Below are 18761 nucleotides of genomic sequence, written 5' to 3'. Positions count from 1 at the left end.
ACCCGGATACATGTGTTTCAGCGGGCGCCGGATGAATGAGAATTCGCAGGGATGCAGCAACCCGATCTCTCCCCCGGCGCGACGGCACTGCGCACCCGCAGCCGCCGGCTGCTGGTCCGCCAGGGCCTGCTCGACCGGCTGGCGGCGCCGGGCGCGCGCCGCTGCGTCGTGCTGCGGGCGCCCGCCGGCTTCGGCAAGAGTTCGCTGCTGCTCACCTGGCAGCGCGAGCTGGTTTCGGCCGACACCGACATCGCCTGGGTCCGGCTCGCCGACGTTCCCGAGGGCGACCTGCATTTCATGACCGCCCTGATGGCGGCTCTGGGCGGCATCGACGCCGCCATCCCCAGGCAGGCCGTGGCCCACGCCCGCCCCGACGCCTACGCCATCGAGCGGCTGGTCATCGCACTGGTGCGCGGCATTGCGGCGCAGGGCCGCAAGGTGGTGCTGATCGTGGACGACGTGCACTGCGCGCAGAGCGAGAACGTGCTGCACGCGCTGCAACTGCTCGTCGAGTACGCGCCGCCCAACCTGCTGTGCGTGTTCGCCAGCCAGGACGACCTGCCGATGACGCTGGCGCACGCCCCGGCCTCCAAGGCCGTGCTGGAGCTGCGCAACGACGACCTGCGCTTCAGCCTGCCTGAGTCGATCGACTACCTCTGCATGCGCCTGCCCGACCTCGACGAGCGCGCCGCCTCCGCGATCCACCGGCTCACAGAGGGCTGGCCGGCCCTGCTGCGACTGGCCAGCGCCGACGTGCGGCGGCGGCGCGGCGTGCAGTCGTCGCCGCTGGTGCACGGCGTGCCCGACCCCGAGCCCTTTGCCGCGTACTTTCACGACCACGTCTTTTCCCGTCTCTCGGAAACGCAGCTGCGCCTGCTCACCTGCTGCGCCGCCTCCACTCGCTTCAACGCGCCGCTGTGCGCCGACCTGGCGGGCGCCGGCTTCACCCCCGCCCTGTGCGCCGAGCTGCTGGAACCGCTGGCGCGCGAAGGCCTGCTGTCCGCCGTGCCGGAAGCGCACGAGCCGCCCGAACCGCTCGACGCCCCGGACGCCGCGCCGCCCCGCGAGCGCTGGTGGTACATGCACCCGCTGCTGCGCAGCGTGCTGCTGACGCGCTTCGCGGCCCGGCCCGAAGCCGAGCGCCTGCGGGTGCATGCCACGGCCTGCCAGTCGTTCGCGGTTCGCGGCATGCACCACCAGGCCGTGCGGCATGCGCTGGCGGCCGGCAATCGCGAGACGGCAGCCCGGCTGGCCGAGCGCGGCGCGTCGGCGCTGTTCACCCAGGGCCGGATGACCGAGATGATCGCGCTGGTGCGCCAGCTCGACACCCAGACCATCGGCGACAACGCCAATCTCGCTCTCTGGATGGCCTGGGTCGAACTGGCCGACTACCGCCTCGACGACTGCGCCCGCAGCATCGAGCTGCTGCGGGCGCAGGCGGGCGACATTGCGCCGGCCATGCGCTACCGGCTGACGCTGCTGGGCTGCCTGCTCGCCATCCGCAACGACGACAACGACGCGCTCTCGCGGCTGCTGCCCGAGCTGCTGGCGCCGCCGCCGGGCGCCGACGACTTCGCGCTGGCAGGCCGCCGCAACGTGCTGACCTGGCTCTACCTGCACCGCGGCGAGTTCGAGCAGGCGCGGCGCATCCAGCGCGACGAGCCGACGCCCCGGGTCGACGGCGAGCCCGTGGTCGGCACCCTGTTCGGGTCGCTGGTGGGCCGCTGCCTCGTGGGCCTGTCGTATGCCGTCGAGGGCCAGATGCACCGCGCCGAGCGCATCTACCGCCAGGTGCTGAGCGAAGCGCAGGAGCGCGGCGCGCGCTGCGCCGAGGCCGAGCGGCTGACCGCCCAGCTGCTGGTCGAGGTGCTCTACGAGCAGCAGGGCCCGCTGGCCGCCGCGCGCTTCATCCAGGAACAGCTGGGCACGCACGACGGCCTGATTCCCGACACCGCCCTGCGCATGATCATCGTGTCGAACCGCGCGCAGCAGGCGGCCGGCCGCTGGCGCGAGGCGCTGGAGCATCTGGCGCAGGCCGGGAGCTTCCTGGGGCGCTTCGGCATGGACCGCGCGCTGGCCTGCGTGCTGCTGGAGCAACTCAGGATCCAGCTGGCGAGCGACGACGCCGAAGCAGCACGGGCGTCGTTGCAGGAACTGGAAGTGCTGCACGGCCGTCACCCGGGCGTCGAGCCCGGCACCCTCCGGCGCATCGCCGACATCGTGGAGCGGGCGCGCATCTGCATGGCGATGCACGACGGCGACCTTCTGCCCACGCTGGCGAAGATCGAAACCCTCTCCCACCGCTACGGACAACGCGGACAGGTCGGCTTCGTCGCCGCCCTCCAGCTCCAGGCGGCCGAGGTCGAGCGCAGGCTCGGGCGCGCCGAAGCGTCGCGGGCACGCGTGTGCGCCGCCCTGCGCCTGGGCCACCGGCTGGGGCTGCTGTCCACCCTGCTGGGCGCGCACGACAACGCGCTGGCGCTGATCCGCACGGTGGCCACGATTCCCAACCTCGACCCGGTGCTGTCGTTCTTCATCGAGCGCATCGAGGCCCTGGCGCAGTTGCAGAGCGACGCGCGCGCCGAGCCGCCGCCGGTGCCGCGCTTTCGGGACGACCGCCGGCTGAGCCGCCTGCTCACGCTGCGCGAAGCCGAGATCGCCGAGCTGCTGCTGCAGTCGCTGCCGAACAAGAAGATCGCGCTCACGCTCGGCCTGTCGCTGGACACGGTCAAGTGGCACCTGAAGAACATCTACATGAAGCTGGACGCCCACGGGCGCGGCGCCGTCGCCGAGCGCATGCGGCTCGAGCTGGAACGCGACGACGGCGACAAGTAGCCGCCGCCCTCGCTCACATCAGACGGAGGGATCAGCCGGAAGGCGGATGCTCGAAAGTCAGCCAGCCGCCGAACGGCATCTCGCCGCCGGGCCAGTCGTCCGCCACCGCCGGGCAGCGGATGCCGCGCCGCAGCAGCGTCACCGCGCGCAGCACCCCGGAATGCGTGACCCACAGCGTGTCGCGCGGCTGCCCCAGCCATTCGTCGTGCGCCTCGGCAATGCGCGACATGAAGTCGCGCACGCTTTCGCCGTGGCCGCCCACGCGCAGGTCCGCGAAGTCGGCGGTCCAGGCATCGAAGTCTTCGCGCGGAATCGCGGACCAGGGCCGGCCTTCCCAGGCACCGAAATCCATCTCGGCCAGCCGGGCGTCGCGCCGCAGCGGCAGATCGGGCCGCAGCGCGGCGATGGCGTCGGCCAGCGCGGCGCAGCGCCGCAGGGGCGAGCTGCACAGCATCGTCCCGGCGGGCAGCAGCTTCGCGATGCGACGGGCGGCGTCGAGCGTGGCGTCGGCATGGGCTTCGAGGTCGGTCGCGCCGTAGCAGAGGCCGGGTTCGGCCACCACCGGCGCATGGCGCTGGAGCCAGAGCGTGCTCATGCGTGCCAGGCCAGCGCCAGGTAGATCGCGAGCTCGCAGACCTGCTGGGTCGCGCCCAGCCCGTCGCCCGTGAAGCCCTGCAGCCGCCGCATGAAGAGCCGCGCCATCCAGCCCGCCGCCAACAGAGCAACGAGCACCGCCGCGCCGACGTGCACGGCGTCGTGCGCCAGCAGCAGCAAGGCTACGGCGGGCAAGGTCCACACCACGGCGATGAGCAGCGCGCCGCCGCTGATCGCGTCCGCCAGCGGCTTGGCCTTGCTCGCGCCGCTGTCGCCCACGTAGGGCAGCCAGCGGATCAAAAACAGCGGCATCAGCCGCGACAGCACATGCGCGCCGACGATGGCGATGGCCACCGACTGCAGCCCGCGCGCCGCCAGCGCGGCGAGCAGCGCGAACTTCAGGCCCAGCGCCAGCACCAGCGCCACCGCGCCGAAGGCACCGATGCGCGAGTCCTTCATGATTTCCAGCGCGCGCTCTCGCCGGGCCGAGCCGCCCAGCCCGTCGGCCACGTCGGCCAGCCCGTCTTCGTGGAAGGCGCCGGTGAGCATCACCGTGGCGACCGTGCTCAGCACCGCCGCCGCCAGCGCGCCCGCCACGCCGGGCAGCCCCATGCCCACGCCCGTGAAGACCAGCGCCGCCACGGCGCCCACCACCCAGCCGATGCCCGGCAGGTGCGCGGCGCTCGCGCGCAGCATCTGCGGACTGAAGCCGACCCAGTCCGCGAGCGGGCCCGTCACCGGCACCCGCGTGAAGAACTGAAGCGCCAGCAGGAAATGGCGAATCCCGCTCATGCGTCCTTGCGCGACACGCCCGCGGCCTCGAAGCTCGCCATCTCGCGCAGGATGCGGCAGGCCGATTCGAGCAGCGGCCAGGCCAGCGCACCGCCCGAGCCTTCGCCCAGCCGCAGGTCGAGATTCAGCAGCGGCTCCAGGCCCAGTTGCTCCAGCAGCAGCAGGTGCCCGGGCTCGGCCGAACAATGCGCCGCCACGCAGCGCTGCACCACGCACGGCTGCAGGGCCTGCGCCACCAGCACGGCCGAACTGGCGATGAAGCCGTCGACCACGATCACGCGCCGCTCCTCGGCGGCCTGCAGCACCGCCCCGACCAGCGTGGCGATCTCGAAGCCCCCGAAAGCGGCCAGCGCGTCCAGCGGCGCCGTCGCGCCCGCATGCAGCGCCAGCACCTGGCGCAGCACCTCGCGCTTGCGCACCAGCCCCGCGCCGTCGAGCCCGGTGCCGATGCCGGTGCAGTCGTCGATGCGCAGCCCACCCAGTCGCGACAGCAGCAGCGCGGCCGACGAGCTGTTGCCGATGCCCATCTCGCCCAGCAGCAAGGCATTGCCGGGCAGCGCCCGCACCACGTCGCGGCCGTTCGAGATGGCCTGGGCGCATTGCTCGGCGGTCATGGCCGGGCCGGCCGAGGCGTCGGCCGTGCCCGCGGCTACCCGGCGCGAGACCAGGCCGGGCCGGGGCGGGAAGCCGCGCCGCACACCGCAGTCGACCACAGTCAGCGCCAGGCCGTGCTGGCGCGCCAGCACGCTCACCGCCGCGCCGCCGGCCAGGAAGTTCTCGACCATCTGCCAGGTCACATCGCTCGGGTAAGCCGAGACGCCGCGCGCCGCCAGCCCGTGGTCGCCCGCGCACACCAGCATCTGCGGTGCCTCGAGCTGCGGCAGCTCGCTGCCCAGGATCAGTCCGATGCGCAGGGCCAGCGCCTCCAGCCGGCCCAGCGCGCCGAGCGGCTTGGTCTTGTTGTCGAGCGCGCTCTGCAGGCGCACCGCCAGCGCGGTGTCGGCCAAGTCGGGGATGTCGGGGATCAGCTTGTTGTCGTTGTTCATGCGATCAGTCCGGCCAACACGCCGGCGTCGAAGTGGGAGTCGATGAAATCGGCCAGGCCGTCGAAGGTGGCGTCCAGCGTGGGCGCCGAGGCGCCGAACAATGCATGAAGCGCGCCGGGGTCCTCGAACAGGCCGTGCATATAAATACCCAGCACGTTGCCGCGCGCGTTCTGCCAGGCCAGCCCGTCGGGCATCACCGGCTGGCCGTCGTGCGCGAGTTGCGGATGGGCGGCCGTCTGGCCGTGGTGAATTTCGTAGCCGGCCACCGGCACGTCCGACAACGCGGCCCAGGCGCCGCCCAGTTCGCCGAAGTTGGCCGTGCGGTGGCGCACCGTCTTCTCGCGCGCGAACACCGTCACCAGCGGAAGCAGGCCAAGCCCCGGGGCGTTGCCGTCGATGCCGTGCGGATCGACCAGCGCCTCGCCCAGCATCTGCAGCCCGCCGCAGATGCCCAGCACGGCGCCGCCGCGCTCGGCGTGCGCGGCCACGGCGCGGTCGAGGCCCTGCGCGCGCAGCCAGGCCAGGTCGCCGCTGGTGTGCTTGGAGCCGGGCAGCACGATCCAGTCGGCGGCCGCCACGTCGGCCGGCGTGCGGGCCCAGACCAGGCGCACGCCCGGCACGTTCTTCAGCGCCTGGAATTCGTCGAGGTTGCTGATGCGCGGATACGCCACCACCGCCACCGTGCGGGTGACGGTGCCGCTCGCGCGGCTGCGGTCGTCGAACACGCCGTCTTCCTCGGGCAGGCCGTGCTGCCACCACATGGGCAGCGTGGCCACGGTGGGCACGCCGGTCAGCTCCTGCAGCTGTTGCGGCGCGGGCGCCAGCAATGCGGCGTCGCCCCTGAACTTGTTGAGCACGAAGCCCTGCAGCAGCGCCCGGTCGGCCTCGGGCAGCAGCGCCCAGGTGCCGTACAGGTGGGCGAAGGCGCCGCCCCGGTCGATGTCGGTCGCCAGCAGGCAGCGGGCCTGGGCATGGCGGGCGATGCGCATGTTGACGATGTCGCTGGCCATGAGGTTGATCTCCGCCGGCGAGCCGGCGCCTTCGATCACCACCACGTCGTTCTCGGCGCGCAGCTCGTCGAGCGCCCGGGCGATCCGGGGCCAGACGCGCTCGCTGCGGCCGCGCCACGGCAGGGCCGAGAGTTCTTCGTTCACCTGCCCCATCAGCACCACCTGGCTGCGGGTGTCGCGCTCGGGCTTGAGCAGCAGCGGGTTCATGCGCACGTCGGGCACGGCGTTGGCGGCCAGGGCCTGGAAATACTGGGCGCTGCCGATTTCTCCGCCGCCCACCACGCGGGCGTTGTTGCTCATGTTCTGCGCCTTGAACGGCGCCACCTTCAGGCCGCGCCGCGCGTACCAGCGGCACAGCGCCGTGGCCAGCCAGCTCTTGCCGGCCCCGCTGGTGGTGCCCAGAACCATGACGCTGCGCGCCGGCCCGTTTTTCGCCTTTGAACTCATCGGCGGATTGTCGTTGAGCGCCAAAACCATCCATGCGGATCGACGAAATGCGACATCTTTCACACCTCGAGCATTGCAAATGCAGCGCTTGAATCCAAAAGTGGCTCTGATGCGTAGACACGGCTCACACATCGCATCGCACTCAGGGACCCATGCCAGTTTTGAACGATTTGGCGCTAGCTGTCGAGGAACGCGAGCCGGGCCAGTTTTTCTGGACCCTTCTCGAAGCCCACCACGGCGGCGACGCCTCCGAGACCCTCGACTACCGGGTCTACCGCACCGCACCCAAGCCGCAGGCCACCTATTCCAACGCCCTGGCGCTTGGCGTGCTGGAACTGCAAAAAATAAGCGCCGCCGCAGGCACAGCCGGCAAAACCGACTGAACCCACGGCGGCGCAAAGACCGCCTTGCAGCGTTCAGGCTTTCAATTTTTTCAAGTTCCGCGGTCGCTCCGGGCCGCTCAGCGTGCGGCCACGGCCTGCCCGGTGGCCGGCGCTGACGCCACGGGCGCCGGCACGTCCCAGCCCCCGCCGATCGCGCGGACCAGGGCCACCGCCGCCTGGTATTGCGCGGACTTCACCTGCAGCGCCTGCCGGCGGTTGCGCAGTTCGCTGCGGCGCGCGTCCAGCAGGTCGAGCTGGCTGATGTAGCCGTTGCGATAGCGCGTGTCCGACAGGCTGGTCGCGCGCTGGGCCGAGGTCACGGCCTGCGCCTGCACCACCGACTGCTCCTGCAGGATGCGGATGGCGGCCAGCTGGTCTTCGACCTCCTGGAAGGCGACCAGCGCCTGCGTGCGGTAGCTGGCCAGCGCGCCGTCGAGCTGGGCATTGGCGCCCTGCACGCCGGCCTCGCGGCGGCCGCCGTCGAAGATCGGCAGCGACAGCAGCGCGCCCACGCCCCACGAGCGGGCCGACCACTTGAACAGGTCGCCGATCTCGGGCGAGGCGTAGCCGGCGGCGCCGGTCAGCGAAATGTCGGGGAACCACGCGGCCTGCGCCACGCCCACGCGCGCCTGCGCGGCCAGCACCGCGCTCTGGGCGGCCGACACGTCGGGACGGCGCATCAGCACGGTGGAAGGCACGCCCGCCGGAATGTTCGGCAGCACGGTCGACCACTCGTCGGTGCGCAGGCCGAAGCTGGAGGCCGAATCGCCCACCAGCACGGCCAGCGCATGCTCGACCTGGGCGCGCTGCCGGTCGAGCGCCAGCGCGTCGGACTCGGTGGACGACACCTCGGTCTGCACCCGCGCCACGTCGAGCTCGGCGATGTCGCCGGCCTGCTCGCGGCGCTGCGACAGGCGCAGCGTGTCGCGGTAGGCCTCGACCTGCTCGCGCACCAGGGCGCGTTCGGCGTCGAGCGCGCGCAGTTGCAGGTAGGTCTGCGCGGTCTGCGCCTGCACCGCGAGCCGGGTGCTCTGCAGCAGCGCCTCGCGGCCGGCCGCGTCGAGCCGGGCCGCTTTGCTGGCGCCCGAGAGACGGCCGAACAGATCGACCTCGTACGAGAACGTGGCGCCGATGTTGGTCATCGTGGCCGGCCGGGTGCTGGCCGTGGCCTTGTCCAGCCCCGCGCCCCGGTTGGCGCCGGCGCCCAGGCCGATCTGCGGCAGGCGGTCGGCGTCGGCGGTGCGCGCCAGCGCGCGGGCCTCGGCCAGGCGCGCGGCGGCGGCCTGGATGTCGTTGTTGTGGATGTCGGCCTTCTCGACCAGCGCATTGAGCGTCGGGTCGTTGAACGCCAGCCACCAGGCGCCGCGCGGCTGCGACTCGGAAGGCACGGCGCGCGTGAAGCCGGCGGGCGGCGTGGCGCCCTGGTCCTTGCCCTGTTCCTTGAACTGGGCCGTGGTCTGGATTTCGGGCAGGCCCGAAGGCACGGTGGCGCAGCCGGCCAGCACCAGGGCGGCCATCAGCGGCAGCAAGGCGGTGCGAAACGGCTTCACCAGATTCTTTGCTTGGAAATTCATGATGAACTTTCTTGATCAGTCGTCATGCGAAGGACGCGGCGACGCAGGCATCGGGTGCAGGCCACCACCGCCCGAGCCACCCAGCGACGGGGTTGCCGGATGGTCGGCCGACACGAAGTCTTCGCCGTGCGGCACTTCGCCATGCAGCTTCAGCGGGCGGTTGCCGGCCAGGCGGCGCAGCAGCACGTAGAACACCGGCGTGAGGAACAGGCCGAAGGCCGTCACGCCGATCATCCCGGCGAACACAGCCACGCCCATGGCCTTGCGCATCTCCGAGCCCGCACCGGTCGACAGCACGAGGGGCAGCACGCCCATCACGAAGGCCAGCGAGGTCATGAGAATCGGGCGCAGGCGCAGGCGGCTGGCTTCGATGGCGGCCTGCACGGGGGTGCGGCCGGCAAATTCGAGCTCCCGTGCGAACTCCACGATGAGAATCGCGTTCTTCGCACTCAGCCCCACCAGCACGATCAACCCGATCTGCGTGAAGACGTTGTTGTCACCCCCCGATATCCACACGCCCGCCATCGCGGCCATGATGCCCATCGGCACGATCAGGATGATCGCGATCGGCAGCGTTAGGCTCTCGTACTGCGCGGCCAGCACCAGGAACACCAGAAGAATGGCCAGAGGGAACACCAGGAAGGCGGAGTTGCCGGCCAGGATTTCCTGGTAGGTCAGCTCGGTCCATTCGAAGCTGACGCCCTTGGGCAGCGTCTCGGCCGCGATCTTGGTGATTGCGTCCTGCGCCTGGCCCGACGAATAGCCCGGTGCCGGGCCGCCGTTGATGTCGGCGGCCAGGTAGCCGTTGTAGCGCATGGCGCGTTCCGGCCCGAAGGTCGAATTCACCTTCATCAGCGCCGACAGCGGCACCATCTCGCCACTCGTGGAGCGCACCTTCAGCAGGCCCACGTCTTCGGCACGGGCGCGGTACGGCGCATCGGCCTGCACACGCACGCTGTACGTGCGGCCGAACTTGTTGAAGTCGTTGGCGTACAGGCTGCCCAGGTAGATCTGCATGGTGTCGAAGATGTCCGTCACCGGCACGCCGAGCTGGCGGGCCTTGGTGCGGTCGATGTCCGCGTACAGCTGCGGCACGTTGACCTGCCAGCTGGTGAACATGCCGGCCAGCTCGGGCGCCTGCTGTGCCTTGGCCATGAAGGCCTTCACGGCCGCGTCCATCTGGTCGTAGCCCACCGAGGCGCGGTCTTCCAGCTGCAGCTTGAAGCCGCCCGTGGTGCCCAGGCCCGCCACCGGCGGCGGCGGGAACATCACGATGAAGGCGTCCTGGATGCCGGCGAAGGCACCGTTGAGCTGTCCGGCCACCGCGCCGCCGCTCTGGTCGGGGCGCTTGCGCTGGTCGAAAGGCTTGAGCGTGGCGAACACGATGCCCGAGTTCGAGCTGTTGGTGAAGCCGTTGATCGACAGGCCCGGGAAGGCGATGGCGTCTTCCACGTTCGGGTTCTTCTTCATGATCTCGCCCATGCGCTGGATCACTTCGTCGGTACGGTCCAGCGTGGCGCCGTCGGGCAGTTGCGCAAAGCCGATCAGGTATTGCTTGTCCTGCGCCGGCACGAAGCCGCCGGGCACCGCCTTGAACAGACCGAAGGTCACCGCGATGAGCGCGACGTAGATCGCCAGCATCAGCGCCTTGCGCGAGATGACGTTCTTCACGCCACCGCTGTAGGCCTCCGAGCCGCGATGGAACAGCTTGTTGAAGCCGCGGAACAGCCAGCCGAAGGCACGGTCCATGCCGCGCGTGAGCGCGTCCTTGGGCTGGTCGTGGCCGCGCAGCAGCAAGGCGGCGAGCGCGGGCGACAGCGTGAGCGAGTTGATGGCGGAGATCACTGTCGAGATCGCAATCGTCACCGCGAACTGGCGATAGAACTGGCCCGTGAGACCGCTGATGAAGGCCAGCGGCACGAACACAGCCACCAGCACCAGCGCGATGGCGATGATCGGGCCCGACACTTCGCGCATGGCACGGTACGTTGCTTCACGCGGCGTGAGCCCGGCCTCGATGTTGCGTTCGACGTTCTCCACCACCACGATGGCGTCGTCCACCACGATGCCGATGGCCAGCACCAGCCCGAACAGGCTCAGCGCGTTGATCGAGAAACCCAGCACATGCAGCACCGCGAAGGTACCGATCACCGACACCGGCACGGCCAGCAGCGGAATGATGGAAGCGCGCCAGGTCTGCAGGAACAGGATCACGACCAGCACCACCAGCATGATGGCTTCGAGCAGCGTGTGGATCACCGATTCGATCGATGCGCGCACGAATTGCGTCGGGTCGTAGGCGATGCGGTATTCCAGGCCCTCGGGCATGTTCTTGTTCAGCTCTTCCATCGTCTTGCGGACGTTGGCCGAGATGTCGAGCGCGTTGGAGCCCGGCGCCTGGAACACGCCCATGCCGACGGCCGGGTCGTTGTTCAGCAGCGAACGCAGCGAGTAGTCGGCGGCGCCCATTTCCAGGCGGCCGATGTCGCGAAGACGCGTGACGGCGCCGTCGGTGCCGCTCTTGACGATGATGTCGCCGAACTCTTCCTCGCTCTGCAGGCGACCTTGCGCATTGATCGACAGCTGCATGTCCACGCCCGACAGGCCCGGCGAAGCGCCGACCACGCCGGCCGCGGCCTGCACATTCTGGCCACGGATGGCGGCCACCACGTCGGAAGCCGAGAGGCCGCGCTGCGCGACCTTCTGCGGGTCGAGCCACACGCGCATCGAGTAGTCGCCGCCGCCGAAGATCTGGACCTGGCCCACGCCTTCGATGCGTGCCAGCGGGTCCTTCACGTTCAGCACCGCGTAGTTGCGCAGGTAGTTGATGTCGTAGCGGTTGTTCGGCGAGACGAGGTGGACCACCATCGTCAGGTCGGGCGCGCTCTTGACGGTCGTGATGCCGAGCCGGCGCACTTCCTCGGGCAGGCGCGGCTCGGCTTGCGAGACGCGGTTCTGCACCAGTTGCTGCGCCTTGTCGGGGTCGGTGCCCAGGCGGAAGGTGACGGTGAGCGTCAGCACGCCGTCGGTGGTCGCCTGGCTGCCCATGTAGAGCATGCCTTCGACGCCGTTGATCTGCTCCTCGAGCGGGGTGGCAACGGTTTCAGCGATCACCTTCGGGTTGGCGCCGGGGTACTGGGCGCGCACCACCACCGAGGGCGGCGCGACTTCCGGGTACTCCGAGATCGGCAGCCCGCGCAGCGCGATCAGGCCGGCTATCAGCATCAATAGCGACAGCACGCCGGCAAAGATCGGCCGGTCGATGAAGAATTTTGAGAGATTCATGTTGGTTCTCCGGCGGGCGCGGCTGCGCCCTCCTCCGAAATCAGGACTTGGCCGCTTCCGCGACGCGTTCCGGTTGTTGTTGCTTGGGGTCGGCCTTGGCGTCCATGGTCACTTGCTGCGGCGCCACCAGCGCGCCGGGGCGGATGTGCTGTAGGCCGTTGACGATGACGCGGTCGCCCGCCTTCAGACCCTTGCTCACCACGCGCAGGCCGTTGATGGAGGCGCCCAGCGTCACTTCGCGGTAGGTGGCCTTGCTGTCTTCGCCCACGACCATCACGAACTTCTTGTTCTGGTCGGTGCCGATGGCGCGTTCGCTCACCAGCAGCGCGCTGTCGCTGCGCGCCTGGCCCATGCGGATGCGGGCGAACTGGCCGGGGATGAGCGCGCCGTCCTTGTTGTCGAAGGAAGCGCGGACACGCACGGTTCCGCTCTTGGCGTCGACCTGGTTGTCGATCAGCTGCAGCTTGCCGGTGAAGGGCGTGCCGTCCAGGCCGGCGGTGCCCATCTGCACGGGAATGCTCTCGATCTGGCCGCGGGCGCTGGAGCCGGTGGGCAGGTCTTTCAGGGCGCGGGTGATGACCTGCTCGTCGGCGTCGAAGCTCGCGTAGATGGGGCTCACCGACACCAGCGTGGTCAGCACCGGGGCGCCCGGGCCGGCCGCCACCAGGTTGCCCACCGTCACCTCGATGCGGCCAATGCGGCCCGACACCGGGGCGCGCACCTGCGTGTAGCCCAGGTTCAGGCGCGCCGATTGCAGCGAGGCCTGCGCCGCGCGCAGGTTGGCGTCGGCTTCGCGGCCGGCGTTCACGCGCTCGTCGAATTCGCGCTGGGCGATGGCCTTGTCGTCCCACAGGCGCTTGGCGCGCTCCTGCTCGCTGCGGCTGAACGACTGGCGGGCCTGCGCGGACGCCACCTGCGCCTCGGCGCGCTCGACCTCGGCCGCGTACGGCGCGGGGTCGATGGTGACCAGCAGGTCGCCCTGCTTCACCAGCGCGCCTTCGCGAAAGTGCACCGCCTGCACGGCGCCCGCCACGCGGGAGCGCACGTCGACGCGCTCGACGGCTTCAAGCCGGCCCGAGAACTCGTCCCAGGCGTTGATCTCGCTCGAGGCCACGGTGGCCACCGACACCGGCGTGGCCTGCGGCGCGGCCGGGGTGTTGTTGGCTTCGGCCTTGAAGCTGTACATGCCCACCACCGCGGCGGCCACTGCCAGCAGCGCGGTGAGGCCGGTCACGGCAGGCCACAGGCCCTTGCGGGCGGCGGAAGAAAGCTTTTTCTCGTTGTTCGACATGATGTTCAGTCCTTCTCGATGACTTTTGGGATGCAACAGGCCAGCCCGGCGCTTTTCGGCACCAGGAGGCGGATTTCGGAAAAAAAGGGGCCCTCGCACGCTGCCGCGCCGGCAGCGTGTCGATCAGGCGGACAGGGTCGGCCGGGTACTAGCTGGGGTGGTTGGGCGCCGTGCCCGAGGGCACGGCCTTTGGCGTGGTTGCGCTGAAGAACTCACGGAAGTGCTGCTGCACCGTGGCCTCACAGGCCACGCAACCCGTGTTCTCGGTGTCGTACAGCGCCTTCGGCCAGTCGGTGGCGCTGGGCAGCACGCTGCTCGTGACTTCGATGCCGGCGGCGCGCAGGCGGCCGGCGAAGGTCAGGGCCTCGTCGCGCATGGCGTCGTCCTGCCCCACCAGCACCAGCGCGGGCGCCAGGGCCGACAGCCGCAGCGAACCGCTGGGCACCGCATAGGGGTGCGTGGCGTTCGAGGGGCAGCTCAGGTACTTTTCCCAGCCGCTGGCCCAGCGGCACTCGGCCGCATCGTTGGTGGCCTTGCGCAGCGAGGCGGTGCCGGCGCACGGGTCGAGCATGGGCGACAGCAGGATCTGGCCGGCCACCGGCGGATGGGCGCGGTCGCGGGCGATCAGCGCCACGGCGGCCGCGAGGTTGCCACCGGCTTCCTCGCCGGCCAGGTAGACCTGCGCGCCCTTACCGCCCAGCTTGGTGCGCTGCTTGTAGAGCCATTCGAGGGCGGCATAGCCCACCTCGATCGGTTCCGGAAAGGGCGACTGGGGCGCCAGCGGATAAGCCAGCGAAACCACCACCGCACCGGCGCCGGACAGCAGTCGGGCCACGTTGCGGCCGTTGTCCAGGCCGCCGCACACGAAGGTTCCGCCATGGAAATGCAGCACCAGCGGCACCACGTCGCCCTTGGCACGCTGGCCGTACACGCGCGCACCGACCGGTTCACGGCCGGGCAGCTCGATCGACAGATCGGCTTCCACGCCTTGTGCCGCGGCGCGCGCTGCGGCTTCGGCGGAACGGGACGATGGAACGGGTGACATGGGCGACCTCGGGGGAATGGGCGATGGTTGAAATATAAGGCGCTACATGCGGCGTTAAACAGGAAACATGCCCCCACTCTGTTTCCAAACCGACAACAATCCGGGGCCACATGGGGATTGCCCTCTTGTGTGAGAATCCGCTCCCCCCGGTGTGGGCCGGGTATCCCAGAACAGGCATTCAATGGATCAAATCCAGGCCATGCGGATCTTTGTCCGCGTCGTGGAGGCCGGCACTTTCACCCGGGCCGCCGACTCGCTCGCGCTGCCCAAGGGCACCGTCACCAAGCAGATCCAGGCGCTGGAATCGCGCCTGCGGGTGAAGCTGCTCAACCGCACCACGCGCCGCGTGACGGTCACGCCCGACGGCGCCGCGTACTTCGAGCGGGCCGCGCGCCTCCTGAACGATTTCGACGACATGGAAGCCAGCATGACGAACGCGCAGGCCAACCCCACGGGGCGGCTGCGCATCGACATCGGCACCTCGGTGGCGCGGCTGGTCATCCTGCCCGCGCTGGCCACCTTCTGCGACCGCTACCCCGACATCCAGGTCGACCTGGGCGTGAGCGACCGCACGGTCGACCTGATCAGCGACAACGTCGACTGCGTGATCCGCGCCGGCGAGCTCAGCGACCAGTCGCTGGTGGCGCGGCGCATCGGCACGCTGCACTTCGTCACCGTGGCGTCACCCGCGTACATCAAGCGCTACGGCATGCCGCAGCACCCGAACGACATCGAGAAGCGGCATCACGTGGTGAGCTACTTCTCGGGCACCACGCGGCGCGTCTACCCGCACGAGTTCAAGAAGGGCGACGAGCAGATCGAGCTGAACGGCCCCTACCGCGTGTCGGTGAACGAGAGCAACGCCCACATCGCGGCGGTGCTGGGCGGCTTCGGCATTTCGCAGTGCATCACCTTCATGGCCGAGCCGCTGCTGGAAAGCGGCGAGCTGGTCGAGGTGCTGCCCGACTGGAGCCGCGACCCGCTGCCCATCCACGTGGTCTACCCGCCCAACCGGCACCTGAGCGCCAAGGTGCGGGCCTTCGTGGACTGGGCGGCGGAGCTGTTCGCGAAGAATCCAAGGCTGCAGCGCCGCTGATTTGCCCTGTGCGGGCCGCCGGTTCCGCCACATTTGCAGAAGATAATTCGCGCCGGACCCTAAATGTTCGCCGCTTGATGCCGCTAATGACTTAGGTCCGATACCGGAAAGCGTTGCGATTTCCGGCTGAACGCACGTGCCGCGGCCTCGATGAAGACCGCGCAAAAGCCCCGGCAGGGGCTCGGCACGCGCCCGCAAGAACATACACACCGGCAAGCTCATGGATACAGACCCGTCGAACGCCCAGGCCGACGCGCCCGATGAAAGCGCAGGCAATTTCGGCCGCCGCACCCCGGCGGAGATCGGCGTTCAGCTGCGCAATCTCGTCAATCGCAGCAACAACCTCACCGTTCAATATGCCGGCGGCCACCTCGTGACGCAGCTTCTGGACGTGGATCTGCGCAGGCGCGTCTTCACCTTCGACTGGGGCGCGCAGCCCGAGCAGAACAAGGGCCTGCTGGCCGCGCGGCGCTGCCTGTTCCAGGCCCAGCCGGAGGGCGTGCGCCTCGAGTTCTCGATCACCACGCCACGCGAGGTCCGCTTCGAGGGGCTGCCCGCCTTCGAGGCCGACTTTCCCGAAGTGCTGGTCTACATGCAGCGGCGCGAGTATTTCCGCGTCGATGCGCCGATCCTCGATTCGTTCACCTGCTCGGGGCGCCTGCCGCCCAAGGGCGATCCGTTCAGCTTCGAGGTGCAAGACCTGTCGCTCGGCGGCGTCGGCCTGCGCACCAAGGACGTGCGGGTGGCCGAATTGCCCCTGGGCACCCGCCTGCTCGACTGCGAACTGTCGCTCGGCACCCTGGGCCAGCTCACGCTCGACATGCAGCTCGTGTCGCAGCGCGCCACCACGCTGGAGAACGGCACGCTACGCTACCAACTGGGGTTCCGTTTCGTCACGCTGCCGGCCGGCGCCGAAACCGCGCTGCAGCGCCTGATCACGCGGCTCGAAATGAAGAGCCGTTCGCTGGTGGGCTGAACAAGCCCTCAGTACACCGGCTCGCAGCGCACCTCGGTCTTCACCGAGTTCGCGATGAAGCATTCGTCGTGCGCGCGGTGGTGCATCTGCTCGATCTGCTCGCGCGTGGGCAGGTGCTCGCCCGAGAAGGTCACTTCGGGCCGCAGCGTGACCACCGTCATCGCCATCTTGCCTTCGGCGTTCTTTTCCATGGTGCCGACGGCCGCGTCGAAGTAGCGGTCGACCACGAACTTGCGCTTCACCGCCATCGTGAGGAACCACAGCATGTGGCAGTTCGACAGCGATGCGACGAACATTTCCTCCGGGTCGACCGCCGAGGCGTCCGACATGGGCAGCGGCACCACGTGCGGCGACGACGAGGCCGGCACCTCCACCCCGCCGTCAAAGCGCAGCGTGTGCCGCCGGCTGTAGGTGTTGCCCAGGAAATCCTGCTCGCCTCGCTGCCAGAGGACTTCGGCTGTGTAGTGGGCCATGGCTTGCGCTCCTTGCTAGCGGGTATCAGAGGTAGATGAAGTAGCGGAACTTGGTCAGGCTGCCCTGGCTGGGCAGCGTGAGGAAGGTCTCGGCCTGCACGCCGCCGTTGGCCAGAATCACCTTCTGCGAGGCGAAGTTGTCGGGGCTGGTCGTGATCTCGACCCGGCTCAGTCCCTCGCCGGCCGCCAGCGCGAGCACGGCGCGCAGCGCGCGCGTCGCGTAGCCCTTTCGCTGCTTCCACGGCACCACGTGGTAGCCGATGTGCCCCAGGCAGTAGACGGGCAAGGCGATGGTGCCGGGCTGCCAGCGCAGATCGATGCTGCCGCAGAACTCGCCGTCCCACATCCAGAGCTTGTAGCCCGGCAGGCGCGGCACGCGCGAGCCGTCGGGCAGCGTGACGGGCGGGCCCTTGGCTTCGCGGTCCACCAGGTTCGCGAGGAACTGCGCCGAGTCGGCCTCGATGGCCGCGCGCTCCTCGGCACCGGATTCGGGCCGGGATTCGTCGCGCGCCCAGCCCCGATTCAGGGCCGACACATAGCCGCTCAGATAGGGCTTCGCGGGCCAGACGAGCTCCATGGGCCGCGCCTCGGTGATGGGTCTGGGCCAGTACCGGGACACGCCCTCAGGCTCCCATCAGCTTGACGATCAGCGGCACCAGCAGCGCCGTCGCGATGCCGTTGAGCCCCATGGCCAGCGCGGAGAACGCGCCCGCCGTTTCGTTCACCTGGATGGCCCGCGCCGTGCCGATGCCGTGCGCCGCCATGCCGACCGCGAAGCCGCGCACCGCGGGCTCGCGGATGCGCAGCAGGTTCAAGAGGCCCGTGGCCATGATGGCGCCCGAGATGCCCGCAATGGCGGCCGCCACCGCTGCCAGCGAAGGCAGCCCGCCGATCTTCTCGGCCACGCCCATCGCGATCGGCATGGTGGCCGACTTGGGCGCCAGCGACATCATCAGCTCGTGCGAACCGCCCAGCACCCAGGCGATGCCGATCGCCGAGACGATGGCCGCGACCGAGCCCACCAGCAGCGCCACGCCGATCGGCAGCCACAGCCTGCGCAGCCGCCCGACCTGCCCGTAGAGCGGCACCGCCAGCGCCACCGTGGCCGGGCCGATCAGGAAGTGCACGAACTTGGCGCCCTCGAAATACGTGTCGTAAGGCGTGCGCGTGAGCAGCAGCACCGACACGATGACGATCACGGAAATCAGCACCGGGTTGACCACCGGATTGCGCCCGCTGCGCGTGTGCAGCCACAGCGCGCCCAGGTAGGCCAGCAGCGTGAGCGACAGCCACAGCAGCGGCGATTGCGCGAGGAAGACCCAGATTTCGGACAGCCTGGCCGGCGCGCTCATCATCGGAAGACCTCCGCGCTTCGCGCTGCGGTGCGAGCTTGCTTGGGGCGGCCCGGCGCGGCGCTCGACCGGAAGACCTCCGCGCTTCGCGCTGCGGTGCGAGCTTGCTTGGGGCGGCCCGGCGCGGCGCTCAACCGGAAGACCTCCGCGCTTCGCGCTGCGGTGCGAGCTTGCTTGGGGCGGCCCTGCGCGGCGCTCATTCGGCGTCCTTGCCGGTGACGCGGATCATCCAGCGGAAGGTGAGCGCGGTGACCGTCATGGTGAAGGCCGCGCCCACGATGCCGGCCGCCAGGAACGGCAGCCACTCGCGCCCTACCCGTTCGAAATGCAGCATCACGCCGGCCACGGCCGGAATGAACAGCAGCATCAGGTTGCGCAGCAGATGGCCCGAGGTGTCGGTCAGCACCTGCGGCACGCCGCCGCGCACCAGCAGGCCGATGAACAGCAGCACCATGCCGATCAGCGGACCGGGAATCGGCAGGCCGAGCCACTGCACGAGCAGTTCGCCGGCAAGCTGGCAGAGAAAAAGCGTGGTGATGGCGTAGAGCATGGTCTTCGTGTT

General features: G+C 69.8%; 16 protein-coding genes. 4 read left to right on the top strand and 12 right to left on the bottom strand.

Translation table 11 applies throughout. The features are described 5' to 3' along the window. Positions 1-51: 51 nt before the first annotated feature. A complete protein-coding gene (locus L3V85_RS16850; RefSeq protein WP_237680197.1) occupies positions 52-2835 on the top strand; it encodes a LuxR C-terminal-related transcriptional regulator in 2784 nt (927 codons plus the stop codon). A 31-nt stretch (positions 2836-2866) separates the two neighbouring features. Here the strand turns inward: L3V85_RS16850 and L3V85_RS16845 are convergent, their stop codons facing one another. Genes L3V85_RS16845 through L3V85_RS16830 form a run of 4 tightly spaced genes read right to left on the bottom strand, consistent with a single transcriptional unit; the run spans position 2867 to position 6724 of the window. Next, positions 2867-3430, bottom strand: coding sequence for a histidine phosphatase family protein (locus L3V85_RS16845; RefSeq protein WP_237680196.1), 564 nt, complete (start codon positions 3428-3430; stop codon positions 2867-2869). Continuing rightward, positions 3427-4221 carry an adenosylcobinamide-GDP ribazoletransferase gene (locus L3V85_RS16840; RefSeq protein ID WP_237680195.1) on the bottom strand — a complete coding sequence of 265 codons (795 nt, stop codon included), beginning with the start codon at positions 4219-4221 and terminating at the stop codon, positions 3427-3429. Before L3V85_RS16840 ends, L3V85_RS16845 begins: the two co-directional genes overlap by 4 nt. Beyond that, positions 4218-5267 carry a nicotinate-nucleotide--dimethylbenzimidazole phosphoribosyltransferase gene (gene cobT / locus L3V85_RS16835; protein ID WP_237680194.1) on the bottom strand — a complete coding sequence of 350 codons (1050 nt, stop codon included), beginning with the start codon at positions 5265-5267 and terminating at the stop codon, positions 4218-4220. The genes L3V85_RS16840 and cobT overlap by 4 nt, the downstream gene beginning before the upstream one ends. Continuing rightward, complete coding sequence (locus tag L3V85_RS16830) at positions 5264-6724, bottom strand: cobyric acid synthase (protein ID WP_237680193.1); 1461 nt, start codon at positions 6722-6724, stop codon at positions 5264-5266. The genes cobT and L3V85_RS16830 overlap by 4 nt, the downstream gene beginning before the upstream one ends. 152 nt (positions 6725-6876) lie before the next feature. Here L3V85_RS16830 and L3V85_RS16825 point away from each other — a divergent pair, with 152 nt between their 5' ends. Then, positions 6877-7107, top strand: coding sequence for a hypothetical protein (locus L3V85_RS16825; protein ID WP_237680192.1), 231 nt, complete (start codon positions 6877-6879; stop codon positions 7105-7107). A gap of 77 nt (positions 7108-7184) precedes the next feature. On the opposite strand, the gene L3V85_RS16820 is transcribed toward L3V85_RS16825, so the two are convergent. The 4 genes from L3V85_RS16820 to L3V85_RS16805 all read right to left on the bottom strand — a co-directional run bounded on the left by L3V85_RS16820 (position 7185) and on the right by L3V85_RS16805 (position 14302). After that, positions 7185-8681 carry an efflux transporter outer membrane subunit gene (locus tag L3V85_RS16820; RefSeq protein ID WP_237680191.1) on the bottom strand — a complete coding sequence of 499 codons (1497 nt, stop codon included), beginning with the start codon at positions 8679-8681 and terminating at the stop codon, positions 7185-7187. 15 nt (positions 8682-8696) lie between these two features. Next, positions 8697-11966, bottom strand: coding sequence for an efflux RND transporter permease subunit (locus L3V85_RS16815; RefSeq protein WP_237680190.1), 3270 nt, complete (start codon positions 11964-11966; stop codon positions 8697-8699). Between the two features lie 40 nt (positions 11967-12006). Continuing rightward, a complete protein-coding gene (locus tag L3V85_RS16810; RefSeq protein WP_237680189.1) occupies positions 12007-13257 on the bottom strand; it encodes an efflux RND transporter periplasmic adaptor subunit in 1251 nt (416 codons plus the stop codon). A gap of 148 nt (positions 13258-13405) precedes the next feature. After that, positions 13406-14302: an alpha/beta hydrolase gene (locus L3V85_RS16805; RefSeq protein WP_237680188.1), complete on the bottom strand. Its 897-nt coding sequence runs from the start codon at positions 14300-14302 to the stop codon at positions 13406-13408. A gap of 181 nt (positions 14303-14483) precedes the next feature. Here L3V85_RS16805 and L3V85_RS16800 point away from each other — a divergent pair, with 181 nt between their 5' ends. Continuing rightward, positions 14484-15398, top strand: a complete 915-nt coding sequence (locus L3V85_RS16800) for a LysR family transcriptional regulator (RefSeq protein ID WP_237680187.1) — start codon at positions 14484-14486, stop codon at positions 15396-15398. A 220-nt stretch (positions 15399-15618) separates the two neighbouring features. Next, the gene (locus L3V85_RS16795; protein WP_237680186.1) at positions 15619-16374 is read left to right on the top strand and encodes a flagellar brake protein; all 756 of its coding nucleotides are present in this window, start codon (positions 15619-15621) and stop codon (positions 16372-16374) included. 8 nt (positions 16375-16382) lie between these two features. On the opposite strand, the gene L3V85_RS16790 is transcribed toward L3V85_RS16795, so the two are convergent. From L3V85_RS16790 to L3V85_RS16775, 4 genes are all read right to left on the bottom strand, one after another. Beyond that, on the bottom strand, positions 16383-16847 hold the full coding sequence (locus L3V85_RS16790) for an OsmC family protein (protein ID WP_237680185.1): 465 nt from the start codon (positions 16845-16847) through the stop codon (positions 16383-16385). 25 nt (positions 16848-16872) lie between these two features. Beyond that, positions 16873-17424, bottom strand: coding sequence for a GNAT family N-acetyltransferase (locus L3V85_RS16785; protein WP_237680184.1), 552 nt, complete (start codon positions 17422-17424; stop codon positions 16873-16875). Positions 17425-17470: 46 nt separating this feature from the next. After that, a complete protein-coding gene (locus L3V85_RS16780; RefSeq protein WP_237680578.1) occupies positions 17471-18199 on the bottom strand; it encodes an LrgB family protein in 729 nt (242 codons plus the stop codon). A gap of 196 nt (positions 18200-18395) precedes the next feature. Then, positions 18396-18749: a CidA/LrgA family protein gene (locus L3V85_RS16775; RefSeq protein WP_237680183.1), complete on the bottom strand. Its 354-nt coding sequence runs from the start codon at positions 18747-18749 to the stop codon at positions 18396-18398. Between the last annotated feature and the right edge of the window lie 12 nt (positions 18750-18761).

It is taken from the genome of Variovorax paradoxus (assembly GCF_022009635.1).
Classification (GTDB): domain Bacteria; phylum Pseudomonadota; class Gammaproteobacteria; order Burkholderiales; family Burkholderiaceae_C; genus Variovorax.
This window is presented reverse-complemented; position numbering and strand designations above follow the sequence as displayed.